This is a genomic window from Streptomyces sp. E11-3, from assembly GCF_046540415.1.
Lineage (GTDB): Bacteria > Actinomycetota > Actinomycetes > Streptomycetales > Streptomycetaceae > Streptomyces.
In genome coordinates this window covers 223656-238580 of sequence record NZ_JAZGRL010000003.1, presented here as the reverse complement: position 1 = coordinate 238580, position 14925 = coordinate 223656, and the positions used below count along the sequence as shown (strand labels likewise).

The 14925-nt window shown below is 70.4% G+C and carries 18 protein-coding genes; 8 read left to right on the top strand and 10 right to left on the bottom strand.

Annotated elements, in window-relative coordinates:
* A partial coding sequence (locus U9R90_RS30675) for an MEDS domain-containing protein (RefSeq protein WP_411060142.1) occupies positions 1–907 on the top strand: 907 nt, incomplete at its 5' end.
* Positions 901–1320: an ATP-binding protein gene (locus tag U9R90_RS30670; RefSeq protein WP_411060140.1), complete on the top strand. Its 420-nt coding sequence runs from the start codon at positions 901–903 to the stop codon at positions 1318–1320. The genes U9R90_RS30675 and U9R90_RS30670, both read left to right, overlap by 7 nt.
* A gap of 371 nt (positions 1321–1691) precedes the next feature.
* Here U9R90_RS30670 and U9R90_RS30665 read toward each other — a convergent pair whose 3' ends face one another.
* Both U9R90_RS30665 and U9R90_RS30660 read right to left on the bottom strand, forming a co-directional pair.
* Entirely contained in the window at positions 1692–2210 is a 519-nt protein-coding gene (locus U9R90_RS30665) for an EF-hand domain-containing protein (protein ID WP_411060138.1), read from the bottom strand.
* Positions 2211–2223: 13 nt separating this feature from the next.
* Positions 2224–2349: a hypothetical protein gene (locus U9R90_RS30660; RefSeq protein WP_411060136.1), complete on the bottom strand. Its 126-nt coding sequence runs from the start codon at positions 2347–2349 to the stop codon at positions 2224–2226.
* A 140-nt stretch (positions 2350–2489) separates the two neighbouring features.
* On the opposite strand from U9R90_RS30660, the gene U9R90_RS30655 reads away from it, so the two are divergent.
* The 3 genes from U9R90_RS30655 to U9R90_RS30645 are packed head-to-tail and all read left to right on the top strand — an operon-like array spanning position 2490 to position 6352.
* Complete coding sequence (locus U9R90_RS30655; protein ID WP_411060135.1) at positions 2490–3557, top strand: iron ABC transporter substrate-binding protein; 1068 nt, start codon at positions 2490–2492, stop codon at positions 3555–3557.
* Between the two features lie 45 nt (positions 3558–3602).
* Positions 3603–5204 carry an ABC transporter permease gene (locus U9R90_RS30650; protein ID WP_411060133.1) on the top strand — a complete coding sequence of 534 codons (1602 nt, stop codon included), beginning with the start codon at positions 3603–3605 and terminating at the stop codon, positions 5202–5204.
* Positions 5201–6352: an ABC transporter ATP-binding protein gene (locus U9R90_RS30645; protein ID WP_411060131.1), complete on the top strand. Its 1152-nt coding sequence runs from the start codon at positions 5201–5203 to the stop codon at positions 6350–6352. Before U9R90_RS30650 ends, U9R90_RS30645 begins: the two co-directional genes overlap by 4 nt.
* 99 nt (positions 6353–6451) lie before the next feature.
* Here U9R90_RS30645 and U9R90_RS30640 read toward each other — a convergent pair whose 3' ends face one another.
* The gene (locus U9R90_RS30640; protein ID WP_411060129.1) at positions 6452–7312 is read right to left on the bottom strand and encodes a hypothetical protein; all 861 of its coding nucleotides are present in this window, start codon (positions 7310–7312) and stop codon (positions 6452–6454) included.
* Positions 7313–7464: 152 nt separating this feature from the next.
* Complete coding sequence (locus U9R90_RS30635) at positions 7465–8502, bottom strand: S1 family peptidase (protein ID WP_411060128.1); 1038 nt, start codon at positions 8500–8502, stop codon at positions 7465–7467.
* A gap of 614 nt (positions 8503–9116) precedes the next feature.
* Here U9R90_RS30635 and U9R90_RS30630 point away from each other — a divergent pair.
* Entirely contained in the window at positions 9117–9587 is a 471-nt protein-coding gene (locus U9R90_RS30630; RefSeq protein WP_411060126.1) for a hypothetical protein, read from the top strand.
* Between the two features lie 188 nt (positions 9588–9775).
* Here U9R90_RS30630 and U9R90_RS30625 read toward each other — a convergent pair whose 3' ends face one another.
* The gene (locus U9R90_RS30625; RefSeq protein WP_411060124.1) at positions 9776–9976 is read right to left on the bottom strand and encodes a DUF397 domain-containing protein; all 201 of its coding nucleotides are present in this window, start codon (positions 9974–9976) and stop codon (positions 9776–9778) included.
* The gene (locus tag U9R90_RS30620) at positions 9957–10811 is read right to left on the bottom strand and encodes a helix-turn-helix domain-containing protein (protein WP_411060122.1); all 855 of its coding nucleotides are present in this window, start codon (positions 10809–10811) and stop codon (positions 9957–9959) included. Before U9R90_RS30620 ends, U9R90_RS30625 begins: the two co-directional genes overlap by 20 nt.
* Before the next feature lie 112 nt (positions 10812–10923).
* Between U9R90_RS30620 and U9R90_RS30615 the strand changes: the two genes are divergently transcribed.
* The gene (locus U9R90_RS30615; RefSeq protein ID WP_411060120.1) at positions 10924–11124 is read left to right on the top strand and encodes a hypothetical protein; all 201 of its coding nucleotides are present in this window, start codon (positions 10924–10926) and stop codon (positions 11122–11124) included.
* A complete protein-coding gene (locus tag U9R90_RS30610; RefSeq protein ID WP_411060119.1) occupies positions 11121–11492 on the top strand; it encodes an ATP-binding protein in 372 nt (123 codons plus the stop codon). Before U9R90_RS30615 ends, U9R90_RS30610 begins: the two co-directional genes overlap by 4 nt.
* Positions 11493–11561: 69 nt before the next feature.
* Here U9R90_RS30610 and U9R90_RS30605 read toward each other — a convergent pair whose 3' ends face one another.
* The 4 genes from U9R90_RS30605 to U9R90_RS30590 form a co-directional block, all read right to left on the bottom strand.
* A complete protein-coding gene (locus U9R90_RS30605) occupies positions 11562–11960 on the bottom strand; it encodes a PIN domain-containing protein (protein ID WP_411060956.1) in 399 nt (132 codons plus the stop codon).
* Positions 11961–12000: 40 nt separating this feature from the next.
* Positions 12001–12288 (bottom strand): type II toxin-antitoxin system Phd/YefM family antitoxin, encoded by a 288-nt coding sequence (locus U9R90_RS30600; RefSeq protein ID WP_411060117.1) that lies wholly within the window; start codon positions 12286–12288, stop codon positions 12001–12003.
* A 75-nt stretch (positions 12289–12363) separates the two neighbouring features.
* Entirely contained in the window at positions 12364–14010 is a 1647-nt protein-coding gene (locus U9R90_RS30595) for a transporter (RefSeq protein ID WP_411060115.1), read from the bottom strand.
* The gene (locus U9R90_RS30590; protein WP_411060113.1) at positions 14007–14822 is read right to left on the bottom strand and encodes an ABC transporter ATP-binding protein; all 816 of its coding nucleotides are present in this window, start codon (positions 14820–14822) and stop codon (positions 14007–14009) included. Before U9R90_RS30590 ends, U9R90_RS30595 begins: the two co-directional genes overlap by 4 nt.
* Between the last annotated feature and the right edge of the window lie 103 nt (positions 14823–14925).

The window sequence follows — 14925 nt, the reverse complement described above, 5'->3', positions numbered from 1 at the left end:
CTGGGGGGCCTGGGGGGCCTGGGAGGAAGCCGATATCGGGACGGTTCCGGTGCAGCGGCTGGGGCCGGGGGATCATGCCTTCGCCAGTTACGGCGACGACGCGAGCGGCTGGGACGTGCTGGCGACCTTCACCGCGCAGGGCGTCATCCGCGGCGAGAAGGTGCTGATCTTCCCCGCCCCGCAGCTGCCCGAGGCGGAGGTGCGGGACCGGCTGGAGGGCCAGGAGGGCCAGGGCCAGGGGGCCTCGCTGACCGCCGCGAGCGAGCGCGGGCAGGTTGTGCTCACCAGCATGCGCGCGCTGATCCACCCGCAGCCCCGCTTCACTCCCGAACGGCAGTGGGAACGGATCGGCGAGGAGACCGAGCGGGCGGTCGCGGAGGGCTACCGCGGCCTGCGCGCGTTCATCGACATGCACTGGGTGCCCGACCTGGCGGCAGATGTCGAAGTGATGATGTACCGCGAGTCGCACGCCGAGCACCTGTTCAGCGACCGCCCGTACACCGAGGTCTGCACCTACGACCGGCGCTGGTTCGCCCCTGACGTACTGGCCGCCATGCACCAGGCGCACCCCCGCGACCTGCTGCCCCGCCTCGGTGAACTGCGGGTGCTGCAGAGCGCCGACTCGGTGCACCTGATCGGCGAGGCCGACGCGGCCACCCGCGAGCCCTTCCGCGCCGCGCTGCGCACCGCACTCGCCCGCGTCGCCGACCGCCCCCTGCTCGTGGACCTTTCACCGCTGGCCTTCCTCAGCGCGCGGTGCGCCGCCGACCTGCTCCAACTCGCCGCCGACGCCCCCGGCCAGGCCCGGATCGAGGTCCGCTGCGCACCCGCGCAGGCCCGCGTCCTGCGCGCCCTGGGCGCCGATACTCCACGCCTCACGGTGAGCGAGGTGAACCGCGCGTGGTAGCCAACGTGGCCGACGAGCCCCCTCAAGAGCGCCTGCTGGCCCGCCCGTTCACCGCCCGGGATCTGCCCCGGCTGCGAGTCGCCACCGAGGAACACGCCAACCGGGCCGGGCTGGTCGAACCCCGGCTCGGCGACTTCGTCTTCGCCGTCAGCGAGGTGGCCGCCAACGCCGTGGAACACGCGGGCGGCGGCACCCTGCTGCTGTACCGGAACGACCAGGGACTGGAGTGCCGTATCAGCGACTGCGGCCCCGGCTTCACCGAGGCCGCCATCCCGCAGCTGGCGCCCGGGATCGACGGGGCACCCGGCGCCGGCCGCGGCCTGTGGCTGGCCCGCCTCGTCACCGATCACCTCTCGGTGCGCCCCGGTCCCGTCGTCGGCGCCGTCGTCACCCTGGTCATGCACCTGCGGTGAAACGCAGCGTCACGGTCACGCGCCTGCGGCGAAACGGCGCGTCGCCCCTCCGGTGCCAGCGGTGAAACGGCGCGTCACGCGCTCAGCGCCCGCGGTGAAGCGGCGCGTCGCCCGTCCGGTACCTGCGGTGAAACGACGCGTCACGCGCTCAGCGCCTGCGGCGAGACGGCGCGTCGCCCGTCCGGTACCTGCGGTGCATCGGCGCGCCGCTCGTCCGGTACCTGCGGTGAAACAGCGCGTCACGCGTCCGCCACCTGCGGTGAAACAGCGCGTCACGCGTCCGCCACCTGCGGTGAAACAGCGCGTCACGCGTCCGCCACCTGCGGTGAAACAGCGCGTCACGCGTCCGCCACCTGCGCTGAAACAGCGCGTCACGCGTCCGGCGCAGGAGTGGTGAAGTACTCCGCGAAGACCTCCAGCACCCGGTCCTCCCGCGCGACACGACCGTTGCCGTCCAGCAGGGCCGCAGCCCCCATGGCCGCCGCCTCGGGCGCGACCCCGAGGGCCCGCAGGGCGCGCTCCGCGGCCTCGGCGGTCGGCCCCTGCCCATCCTCGTCCGCCACGGCGATCGCCGCGCGCAGGAAGGGCCGGGCGATCTCCGCGAAGCGCTCGGGGTTGTCGCGCAGACGCTTCACGGCCCCGGTGATGAACTCGTCGCGGCTGACACGCTGGTCGCCGTCCACGTCGGCGATGCCCGCCATGCCCTGCCAGAGCGCCTCAGCGCCGATGTAGAGCGCCTGCCCCTTGTCGCTGCGGGGCGTCGTACCGAACTCGGCGAGCAGAGCCTTGGTCGCGGTCCCGAAGTCGTCACGGGCGATGTAGCCGTTGCGGTCCTGGTCGAAGGTCGCGAAACGAGCGGCGATCCTGCGCTCGTACTCTGCGCTGTCCATCTCAGCCTCAGCCTCACTGCTTGGTCAGGTGCGGGTGGGGGGAGTCCACGGCACGCACGTCGTGCTCCTCGTCGTACTTCTCGTCGGAGCGTACGTCGGGCGCGCGCCACCAGGGCCGGGGAGTGCAGGTTTGTGTCACGACCGGTGAGGTTCCGCTACATCTCGGATTGGACACGGCGGGACATAAGGCTTGACCCTTAGGTTAGGCACACCTTATTCATAGGGGGCTCACAGAGTTTCAGCCACGGGGGCTCACAGACTTTCCAGGAAGGCACCACCATGAGACGCCCCACTGCTCGCCGTATCACCGCCATCGCCGCGGTGGCGCTCCTCGCCCCGCTCATGGCCGCCTGCGGAAGCGACGACAAGGACTCCGACAGCGGCTCCGGCACCAAGTCCAAGGACAAGAGCGAAGGCCAGACCCTGCTGGTCTACTCCGGCCGCAACGAGGAACTGATCGCCCCGCTCCTGGAGAAGCTGGAGAAGGCCACCGGCAACAAGGTCGAGGTCCGCTACGGCGACAGCGCCGAGCTCGCCGCCCAGCTCCTGGAGGAGGGCGGCAAGACCAAGGCCGACCTGTTCCTGTCCCAGGACGCCGGTGCGCTCGGCGCGCTGTCCAAGGAGGGCCGCCTCGCGGACCTGCCGCAGGCCTCACTGGACAAGGTCGACAAGGCGTTCCGCGCCGACGACGGCAGCTGGGTCGGCGTCTCCGGGCGCGCCCGGGTCATCGCGTACGACCCGCGCAAGGTCGACAAGGCACCCGACAGCGTGCACGACCTGACCAAGCCCGAGTGGAAGGGCAAGGTCGCCTACGCGCCGACCAACGCCTCCTTCCAGGCCTTCGTCACCGGCATGCGGGTCCTTGAGGGCGACGACGCCACGCGCAAGTGGCTCAAGGACTTCAAGGCCAACGACCCGCAGGTCTACGAGAAGAACACCCCGGCGCTCGCCGCCGTCAACGACGGCAAGGCCGAGCTCGCCCTGATCAACCACTACTACTGGTACGAGAAGGTCGCCGAAGAGGGCGCGGACAAGGTCAACGCCAAGCTGCACTACCCGACCAAGGGCGACCCGGGCGCGCTGGTGAACGTCGCGGGCGTCGGCGTCATCAAGGACAGCGACGAGAGCGCCGCCGCCGAGAAGGCCGTCGACTTCCTGCTGTCCAAGGAAGCGCAGACGTACTTCAGCGACGAGACCAAGGAGTACCCGCTGGCCGCCGGGGTCACCAGCAACGTCAAGGACCTGCCGCCGCTGGACTCCATCGACGCGCCCGACATCGACCTGAGCAAGCTCGAGTCGCTGGAGGAGACCCTGGCGATGCTCCGCGAAACCGGAATCGTCAGCTAGAACCTCCGGTACGAAACCATCTGATACGGAACGGTCTGATTCGGAGTGGTCACCACCACCTCCCGCCCGGACGGCACTCCCACGCCGTCCGGGCGCGGGCGCGCCTGGCGCAAGCTGTCCGGGCCCAAGCAGCCCGCCCAGCGCAGGCCACCCCTGCTCCTCCTCGCGGCGGCCACCGCGGCCGCCGCCCTCGCCCTGCTCCCGCTGATCTACCTGGGTGTACGGGCCCTGGAGCGCGGCCCCGGCTTCGCCTGGGAGGTCGTCGCCAACGAGCGCACCGGCGAGCTGCTCGGCCGTAGCCTCGGCCTGGCGTCGGTGGTCGTGATCGGCTGTCTGGCCCTGGGCATCTCACTCGCCTGGCTGACCGTCCGCACCCAGTTGCCCGGCGCCCGCGCCTGGTCGGTGCTGGCCACCCTGCCGCTCGCCGTGCCCAGCTATGTCGCGGCCTTCGCCTGGACCTCGGCGCTGCCCGACCACGCCACCGGTTTCACCGGCGCGGCCCTCGCGCTCACCCTGGTCAGCTACCCGTACGTCTATCTGCCGGTGGCGGCCGCGCTGCGCGGAATCGACCCCGCGCAGGAGGAGGCCGCGCGCTCCCTCGGGCACGGGCCGCTGCGCACGTTCCTCCGCGTCACGCTGCCGCAGCTGCGGCCCGCGGCGGCCGGGGGCGGGCTGCTGGTCGCGCTGTACGTCCTGTCCGACTTCGGCGCGGTCTCGATCATGCGGTACGTGACGTTCACGCAGGCCATCCACACCTCGTACAAGGCGAGCTTCGACCGGACGCCCGCCGCGGCGCTGGGCGTGGTCCTGGTCCTGATGACCGTGCTCCTGGTCGCCGCCGAGTCCCGCACCCGGGGCCGCGCGGGTCACGCCCGCACCGGCGGCGGCGCCGCGCGCCCCGCCGCCCCGGCGCGCCTGGGCGCCTTCAAGTGGCCCGCGCTCGCCTGGTGCTCGCTGGTCGCCGCGGCCGGGGTGCTGTTCCCGATCGGCACCCTCACGTACTGGCTGTCCGTCGGCAACTCCCGCACCTGGGACCCCGGACGGCTCCTGGAGACCGGCTGGACGACGCTGTACGTGGCCGCGCTGGGCGCCGCGCTGACCGCCGTACTCGCACTGCCCGTCGGGGTACTCGCCGCCCGTTACCGCGGCCGCGCCGTACACCTCCTGGAACAGGCCGCCTACGCCGGGCACGCCATCCCCGGCATCACCGTCGCCCTCGCCCTGGTCTTCCTCGCCGTCCGCTACGCCTTCCCCCTCTACCAGGAACTCCCGCTCCTCATCGCCGCGTACGCGGTGCTGTTCCTGCCGCTCGCGGTCGGCGCGACGCGCGCGGCCGTACTCCAGTCGCCCCCGGTGCTGGAAGACGTCGCCCGGTCACTGGGCCGTGGCCCACTGCGCGTCCTGCGCGAGGTCACCGTGCCCCTCGCCGCGCCCGGCATCGCCGCAGGCGCGGCACTGGCCTTCGTCGTCTGCATGAAAGAACTCCCGGCGACCCTTCTCCTGCGCCCCACCGGCATGGACACCCTCGCCACCCGACTGTGGACCGAGACCGGGACGGCCTCGTACGCGGCCGCCGCGCCGTACGCCGCCGTACTCATCCTGATCGCTGCCGTCCCGTCGTACCTCCTCGGAAGGCACCGCGCATGACCCCGCACATGACTCCGCACCAGACGCCGCGCCAATCGCCGCACCAGGCACCGGACACGAAGCCGGACCCGGCACCGCCCCAGACCGACCTGCGGATCACCGGCCTCACCAAGTCCTACGACGACACGACCGGGCGGGTCCTGGACGGCCTCGACCTCACCGTGCCCCACGGCCAACTGGCCGCCGTACTCGGCCCGTCCGGCTGCGGCAAGACCACCATGCTGCGCATCGTCGCGGGCTTCCTGCGCGCCGACGCGGGCACCGTCGAGGTAGGCGGCCGGCTCGTCGCCGGACCCGGCACACACCTGGCACCCGAGCGGCGCCGGGTCGGCATCGTGCCCCAGGAGGGCGCGCTCTTCCCGCACTTGAGCGTGGCCCGCAACGTGGCCTTCGGCCTGACCGGCACACCACGCTCCGAACGCCGCGCGCGCACCGCCGAGATGCTCGAACTCGTCGGCCTGGGCGGCTACGGCGACCGCATGCCACACGAACTCTCCGGCGGCCAGCAACAACGCATCGCCCTCGCCCGCGCCCTGGCCCCCGCCCCGGCCCTGGTCCTGCTCGACGAGCCCTTCAACGCACTGGACAGCGCGCTGCGGGCGGGCGTACGGGCCGATGTACGGGCCGCGCTCCGCGCCACCGGCGCGACGGGCGTGCTGGTCACACACGACCAACAGGAGGCCCTGTCCTGCGCGGACCTGGTGGCGGTCGTACGGGGCGGACGGGTCGCCCAGTGCGGCACTCCCGAGGAGGTCTACCAACACCCCGCCGACCCCTGGGTAGCCGACTTCGTCGGCGACGCGGTACTTCTGCCGGGCACCGGCCACGGCACCACAGCCGGTACGCCCCTGGGCCGCGTCCCCCTCACCGTCGCCACCAACGGCGGCACCACCGGCACCGTCGTCCTACGCCCCGAACAACTCACCCTGACCCCGGACACGAAGGGCGCGCACGGCACGGTCGTGGACGTGCGCTTCTACGGCCACGACGCGATGGTCACGGTCTCGGTACCGGGCTTGGACGACCCGGTGTCGGTACGGGTCGCGGGCCCGGTGGGCGTACGCCCCGGCGACGAGACGGGCATCGCGGTCACCGGCGAGGCGACGCTGCATCCGGCGGACCGGTGCGAGGCGACGGCCGGAGATTGAGCGCCTCGCCGACGCGAGCACATACCTGGACGCGCCCCTGCGCCCCTGCGCCACAGTCGCCAGTCGACGCCGAAGCCGACCGCATCGGCGCCCGCCGGGTCAGCTCCAACTGATGGGACGCCGCCCAAGCTGTGGCTTGAACGGAACTGGCCTGCCAGTGACCGCATCCAGAAGGACACGATCACCCAATGGCTTGTCCAGCTTCACAGTGACCTGATGACCGTCGTCTCGCTTGGCACAGACGTCGTTCTCTTTGCGCTTCTTACGTTCCTCCGTGAATCCTGACAGGACCACACTTCCGGACGTTTCCAGAACGTCAGCTCCAGCCCAGTCGGCACAGGCTCCAGCAGGAGAAACCACTACGGTCAGGGCTCGTCCGCCTGGTGAAACCTGGACCAGCCGGTCCACCACGTCACCAGGGTCGCCAGAAACGTTCCCGTCCCGCTTGACCGGCGGGGCGGGGAGCTCCGACGCGATCGCGGCGGCCCGCTTGAGCGGGGTGTCGTATCCGTCGATGGTGAACATCCAGGCCGGGACCGTCGCTGGCCCCCGAGTGGTGGCCACTGTCATCTCCCCCAACTCCACTCGGGTCACCGTTAGATACGGGCCCTCAGTGGGATTCCCACCCGCCAAGTCCCCAAAAGCCCGCTTGGCGCTCTCCATTGGACGGGAGAGCGAATCCCCGCTCTCCCACCTGACCTTGGCTCTCTTTGGGACAGTGGTGGGCAACGTGCCCCGCAGGACGATGCTCCGGAACAAGATGGCCTTCTTGTCGGCCTCATCGCGCCAGCCGCCATCGGGTATCCGGGTGATCTCGCCCATAGGGTGATAGCCACCCCGCCACGCATCAGCGGCGGCAGAATCATCCCAGGCCTTGGCGACCTTCCGAGCGCGCTCAGCCCGCTCCGCCCTGTCGCTTGCGCTTTCGCTGTCACTGCTGCTGTTGCTGTCGTCGGTCACGTTCTCCTGGGAGCCGGTACACCCCGAGACCACGACACCGACCAAAGCAGCAGCGACAAGCAGACTGACGCGACGTGACGACCACATGCGTGGCCCCTTCCCGGAAGACTTCGACGTTTCGACGTGACCCTGCCCTGTACGGATTTCGCTGTTCAGTAGACCCGGAGGCCACGCAGGTCCAACACCCTCTGAACCGGCATGAAATAGTTCTGGTAGCTACCAGAACTAGAGGAGTTGCACCTCTCCTCACCGCTGCCCCCGGACAGGAGACCCAGGGCCGTTGTCCCCCAGAGCGCTGGCCCCCCACTGTCGCCCGGAAGAGCGCACACGTTCGACGCGAACATGCCTCTCATCTGGACTCCGTCCCTGTCGGTGACGGTCACGTTCTCCTTGGTTACGTGGCCTGTCTTGTCCTGGCTGGCGGCCCCGATCCGGTGGATGGGGTCGCCTATCACCGGGTAGCGGGAGCGGTCGATCTGCTTGTAGATCCCGCCGTGGTACCTGACCGTCCCCAGCGGCCTGATATCCGGAGAGTTCGCCCTGATCATGGCCCAGTCGCCCTTGGTGCCGCCGTATCCGTACGCGGTCTGGGTTCCGATATCGGCGTAGTTCCAGTCCATGTACCAGCCGTAACCGGTGCCCACTGCACAGTGGCCAGCCGTGAGGGTATAGATCCTGCCCTTGGAGTCCTTGGTGTTGAACCCCGCGGTGCAGCCCCCTCCCGCTGAGCGCCACCGGATACGGTTTCCGCCCCGAAGGTCCGTGGCTTTAGGGGCTATCTCACCCTTGAACCGGTCGATGCGCACCGCGCCAGGATCGCCCGCTGTGGACTTCTCGATCCGTTCCTGGCTGTCGGCGGGCGCTCCGTCGAAGATGTCCACGGAGACCTGGTTGGTGCGGGGATCGATCCCCCACGCGGTGTTGGGCAGGTTCTCCAGCTCGTCAAGATCGTGGAGTACGCCCTTGAGCTGGGCGGTGCTGCGAACCACCAGCTTCGGGGTGCCGCCCGTGGCTCTCACGGTTCGCGCTGCGGCCTGGTCGGTCACAGTGACCACAAGCTTTCCGTCTTCGTGGTACACGCCGCCGCTTCGGGTGTCCCCCAGGTCATCAGCCAGAGCGGCCGCCCGAGCGGGTTCGGTCAACGGCTTGACCGGATCGTCGGCGGCGGTCGCAGGCGCGGCCGGGATCATGACGGCGACGGCAGCGGACGAGGCGGCAGCGATACGTCTGGCGGCTCTGGATATAGCAGGCACGAGCAGTTCCCCTCCCACACAGCAGTTACAGGACGCGCAGAGCAGAAGGGGGAGGCCAAGGACCAGGGCCGGACGGGGGATGGGTTCCGGCGCCTCACGATCGGGGGCGCGCTGCCACGACTGAGTCATGCGGTGGCCCTTGGCCCTGCGGCCACTCCCCCTCTTCCTCTCTGCGCGGAAGCCGGTCCGGGAGTCCCCCTCCAATCGGACCTGGCACGGCCGCCACTCTCACACGCACAGCCGGAGACGCGGCGGCACTTCCGGTCAGGGTGGCTTGAATCGCAGAGCGAAACGGACGCTGCCGGTGGGGCACCAACTCCCGCGAGTTGTCGGCTGCTTCCGCACTGCGGTCACGCAAGCAGTAGGCGTAGCAGGCCACTTCCGGTGCTCGGAGGAGGGGCTGGTTCCGCGCGCTGCCCGCCACCCGGGATCGAGGGCGGGTTTTGATCGTTGTGCTTTCGGGTTTGACCGTTCGATCGCGCGAGAGACCCGACAGAGCGGGGCGCGGGTATGGTCTTCGTGCTGTCCTCACCACGGGCTGAGGGGGATGAATGACGGGCGTAGAGATCGCGGTCGGGTACGTGTTCGCGTGGCTGGTGGGCAAAGCCCGCCGGGTGTCGGGGCGGGCAGATGCGGAGGTCGACCGGGGGTTGGATGCCGGGATGGACCGGCTGCACGACCTGGTCAGCCGCAAACTGGGGGACGATCCGGCACTGCAGCGGGCCGCTGAGGAGGCGCAGTCCGGGCAGGAGGAGCTGTCCGCGCGGACACACCAGCGTCTGGAGCTGGCCCTCGAGGACGCAGCCGAGCATGACACTGGCTTCGCCGAGGCCCTGGACGAGGCGGTCAAGAAGCTTCAGGCCGCCTCCGCGCAGACAGGCGGTGGTGTGTCCGCGACGAGCGACGGGCAGGCCGTCGGCGGGAACGTGGAGATCCAGGCCGAGGGCGGCTCGGTGGCCGCTCTGCGGACCGGCGATGTGTCCATCACAAACCCCCCGAAGCCGGGCCCGTACAAGGGCTGACCGCGCCCGGCGCCACCGCAAGCCCGCCCATCGGCCCGTCCCCCGCCACGAGCGGCAAGGCCATCACCGCGACGCGCGGCAGTGTCGCCGCCGNGGCGGGGTGTGGCCGAGGAGGGGCCACCTCTAGCGAGTGGCGTTGACCGGGACCGCCGGTCAACGCCAGCTGAACGTAGGACGGTTCCCTTTGGCTACCGCTTGAGGTGGCTGACGAAAGGGGCCCAGGCGCTCGCGGGGAACACGAGGGCGGGGCCGTGGGGGTTCTTGGAGTCCCGGACAGGGACGAGGCCGGGGAGGTCGTCGCGGACCTCGACGCAGTTTCCGCCGTCGCCGTTGCTGTGGCTGGACTTGCGCCAGACGGCGGCACTCAAGTCAATCCGGTTGCTTGCCATTTCGGTAGTCCTCTGCCGCTTCCTCGATCATGGCGAGGGTCGCCTCAGGCGGCAGTGCGGCGGCCCTGAGCAGATCGTACGACCTGCGGTACCTCTTCACGAGGGCCGGATCGTCGATGGTGTCTCCGCTGTAAGCGGACTCGGTGTAAACAAGGGGCGGGGCATCCGGGAAGGTCATGATCATGGCGCCGCCCTGCATCAGCGGATACGCGCCGCCGTTCCACGGGACGGCCTGTGGAAGGATGCGGTGGCGCCGGGCCAGGGCCGCGATGCGGTCCAGTTGCTCGGCCATCTCCTCTGGTGCGAGTACGGGGTGGCGCAGGATCGACTCGTGCAGGATCACCCAGTACTCGGGGACGTTGTGGTCGTTCTCGAAGAGCCGGGCCCGCGCCAGCCGGGCGGTGACCTTCTCCTCCACGTTCTCGTCGGACGCCGCCGGATGCGCAGCCCGCACCATCGTCCGCGCGTACGCCCCGGTCTGGAGCAGCCCGGGGATGACGGCGGGGCACCACTCCTCAATGGCCTCGGCGTGTTTCTCCGCCTCCAGGACCCGCTCGAAGTACTCGGCGTGCCCCTTCCGCCTCGCCCTCCGTACGTCCTCGCAGCACCGCCCGAAAAACCCATCCGTGCGCAGCACCCGGTCCACGTGGTGCGCCAGATCCTCCGGCATGCGCCGCTGTCCGCGCTCGATCTCACTCAGGTACGTCGGCGCGTAGAAGCTGCCCTCGACCGTCTCGCGGAGGGTGAGACCTAACTCCTCCCGCTTCCAGCGGAGTTCCTTGCCGTAAAACTCGGGGACGCTCGCCGAGCCGTCGATGTCCTTACGCGCAGCCACAGTTGACCGCCTTCCACCATGCGCTTCGTGGAGCCCGAACCCCTTTTACGGTACGCCGCACGACGTCAAGGTGTGAGGGGTTCGTCACACAGCGCACAGGAAGGCGTCCCGCATGGACACCCGTACCCCCACCGACACCGCCACCTGCGTGGAGCAGCTCCGCGCTGCCCTCGCGGCGCACGGGATCAAGTTGCCATCCCTCGGGCCCGACTGGCTCACGCCCGACCACCTCGTCGCCCTCGGCAACTGCAACCTCGCCACGGCCCGAGCCCTCGCCGAGGCGCTGAGCAAGACCAAGGACGCCTCGGCGTGACGCCGTTCGTGCTGGAGATGCTCGCGTTGGCGAAGGCCGTCCCGGAGGCACGCCGCGCCTTGCGGGAGCATCTGGGTGGGCCTTGCCCGGAAGTTCAGCTCTGCCTCAGCGAATTGCTCGCCAACGTGATCGCTCACGTCGGTGAGGGGACTCCGGTTTCCGTGCGCGTCACCAGCGCTCAGAGCGGGCGTACGAGGGTCGAGGTGTCCGACCCCGAGCCGCACGCCTGGCTGGTGCTGCGGCACCCCGCCGCCGATGACGAGGCCGGGCGGGGGCTGCTGCTGCTCGACGCCCTCGCCCTGCGCTGGGGCGTCGAGCAGCGGGCTGACGGCAAGACCGTCTGGTGCGAGCTTCCCGAGTACGGCTGAGAATGGGTACGCGGGCTCTGGTTCCCCCCGGGCTTCGAGCCGTGCGCGGCCGTGGCCGTGGCCGTGCGGCTAGAGGTCGTCGGGCAGGAGGCGGAAGGCGTCGTGTTGGGTGAGGGGGCGCATCATGCGGAAGTGCCGGTCGGAGGTGAACACGGCGTCGGTCCGGTAGGCCGCCGCCAGGGCGACGGTCATGGCGACGGTCAGGCCGACGCCTTTACCGCCGTCGGCGCCCCCTAGCCGTTCATGATCGCGATGGCGGTGCGGAAGTGGGCGGCGCTGTCCGATCTCGAACTGCTGGGCGTCGGCCTGTTCGGCGATGAACTCCAGGGCGGTGGCCGCTGCCCGTGCCCCTCGGCGCTCGGTGATCAGATAGTCCAGCTCGGCGAGGACCATCGGAGAGACGACCAGGTGCCCGGTGGTCTCCAGGGCCTCGCGGTGCGCGTCGTGGCGCGGGTCCTTCGGATCCAGAAGCCGGTAGAGGGCGTTGGTGTCCGCGATGACGACCGGCTCAGCTATCGAGGCCCCCGCCCATCCCCCGGAGAGTCCCGCTGATCTCCTCGTCCGTGAGGGTGGGAAGGTCCAGATCCGGCAGGTCTACCGGCCCCATGGGGTCGGTGCGGAAGGGCCACGCCGGGGCGTGCTGCCGCCCTATCGCCTCGATGCGCATGATCGGCTGGCCGTTCTTGGTGACGATGAGTGTCGTGCCCGCTTCTACACGCTCAGCGATCCGTGAAGGCTGGTTCAGGTCCCGCAGCGGCACGACCGCGATCCCCGGCGTCTCGGTTTCTCCACTCATAACGAGAACGTACCGCGCTGTACCACAACCCGTGGTCGCGGCTCGACAGCCCCGGGACGCCGCCAGACCGCGGTGTCAGCCCTTACTCACCGCCGTCAGGATCTCCGGGAGGCGCTTCGCCACCTGTGGGGCCGCCAGCTTCAGGCCCAGCAGCGCAAGGAACGCGCCGTAGAGCGCCCCGAGCGGCAGGACCAGCCGCAGCCAGCCGTCCGCGTCGGTGGCCTGGGCCCAGATGGTCAGGGCGATGACGGGGGCGCAGAGCACGGCGGCCGCGACCATGCCACCAAGTATGGAGATCCAGGCGATCCCGACCTGGCCGGGGGCCACGTTCCTACGGCTCTCCTGCGGGATGGAGTACGGGAAGAGGTACGAGGCCATCGCGCCGAGGCCGAGCATCGCGCCGAGTACGGCGAAGGAGATGCCGAGTGCCGAGGGGAGTGCGTCCCAGTCGCCGACCACGGCCGAGGTGGCGGCCGTCACCAGGACCGAGTACGGGAGGGTGATCAGCAGCAGCATCAGGGCGCGGCCGCGGAGTTCGACGTACGCGTCACTCTTCGTCGAGATGGTCATGGCGACCATCCAGAACGCCGAGGTGTCCTGGCCGAACTGGTTGTACATCATCATGCCGAGCATCCCGGCCGCCATGCACGCGAAGTACACCGAGCCCTGCCCCTGGGCACCGTTGGCCAGCGGCACGATCGCGCCGATGGCGAGCGAGGCCACCATGCCCGCCCTGGTCTTCGGGTCGCGCCAGGCGTAGCGCAGGCTGCGCTCGATGACGGTGCCGGTGCGGCCGCCCGGCAGGAGGCGGGACAGGCCGTGCGAGGCCCGGGACTTGTCGCGGGTGGGTTCGGCGGCGGCCTGGATCGTCGAGCCGTCCGGTGCGGTCATCAGCCGGGTCAGGGTGCGGGACCAGTGGGTCAGGAGCAGCACCAGGGCCAAGGCGGACAGGGCCAGTTGGGCGAGCCCGGTCGCGTACGAGCCGTCGCTCACCGAGGCGACCGCACCGAAGGCGGACGCGGGCGGGACCCAGCTCAGTACGTCGGCCACCGGGTCGAGTTGGGAGAGTCCGCCGGACTGGCCGATCCGCTGGGCGCCGAAGTTGACGACCTGGATGCCGACCGCGATGACCAGGCCGCTGAGCATGGCGAGGTCGCGGCCCTTGCGGCTGGTCAGCAGGCGGGTGTTGGCGGCCGCGACGGTACGGGACAGGGTCACGCAGAGGAGCAGGGTGAGGACGGCGGCGACGATGCCAGTGAGGACGGCGGCCGTGCCGTGCGCCACCGTGACGATCGAGCCCGCCACCAGGCAGAGCGTGAAGAATGGGCCTGTACCGATCAGGGACGACACGAGCAGCGCCCGTACCAGCGGCTGCGGGCGCAGCGGCAGCATCACCAGGCGGGTTGGGTCCAGGGTCTCGTCGCCACTCGCGAAGAACAGCGGCATGAACGCCCAGCCGACCGCCAGTACGGCCATCGCCAGGACGACGAGCGTGGCCGCGTGCTCGTTGCCGCGCAGCATGACCAGGCCGAGTACCTGGAGGGCGGCGAACAGCACCGTGAAGACGATCGAGGTGATGTACACGGCTCGCCGGCCCGCGGACTGGCGCAGGCCGTTGTGGAGCAGGGACAGCTTCAGGCGGATGAAGACGGGGGTGAGTGAGGCGGTGCCGGGGCCGTTGGCGGCCCGGTGTTCGGTAGTGGTGGCCGTGGCGGTGGTCATCGGGTACCGCCCAGCCAGTCCAGGGAGTGGCCGCTGTCCCGGCCGTTCGCGCCGACCAGTTCGAGGAACGCGTCCTGGAGGGAGGCCGCTTCGCCTCGTACGTCCGCCAGCGGACCCTGCGCGCGGATGCGGCCCGCGGCCATCACGGCGACCCAGTCGCACAGCGACTCGACCAGTTCCATGACGTGGCTGGAGAAGACGACGGTGGCGCCGGATGCCGTGTAGCGCTCCAGGACGCCGCGGATGGTCTGGGCGGAGACCGGGTCGACGCCCTCGAACGGCTCGTCGAGGAAGAGCACTTCGGGGTTGTGCAGCAGCGCGGCCGCCAGGCCGATCTTCTTGCGCATGCCGGTGGAGTAGTCGACGACGAGCTTGTGCTGGGCGCCCGCCAGGTCGAGTACGTCCAGGAGCTGGGTGGCGCGCTTGTCGACCTCGTCGCCGGGGAGTCCGCGCAGGCGTCCTGTGTAGGCGAGGAGTTCGCGGCCGGAGAGGCGCTCGAAGAGGCGCAGGCCTTCGGGCAGTACGCCGATCCTGGCCTTGACCTCGACCGGGTCGTGCCACACGTCGTGGCCGACGATCTCCACGGAGCCCTGGTCGGGGCGGAGCAGCCCGGTCACCATGGACAGGGTGGTGGTCTTGCCCGCGCCGTTCGGGCCGACCAGGCCGATGAACCGGCCCGCGGGCAACTCCAGGTCGATGCCCGAGACCGCGATCTGCTCACCGAACCGCTTCCACAGGCCTGTTACCCGTACCGCGGGCGGCGCCCCTGTCGCCCCTGTGGCCGCTGCCTGAGCCGTCGACTCGCCTGTCACCCGTGCCCCCTTTGACGTGCTGAACGTGCTGAATGTGCCGTCGGGGCGTGGTCCGCGCCCCGGTGAGCAGCCACGATACGGGCCGGGGCGCGGCGGGGCCGGT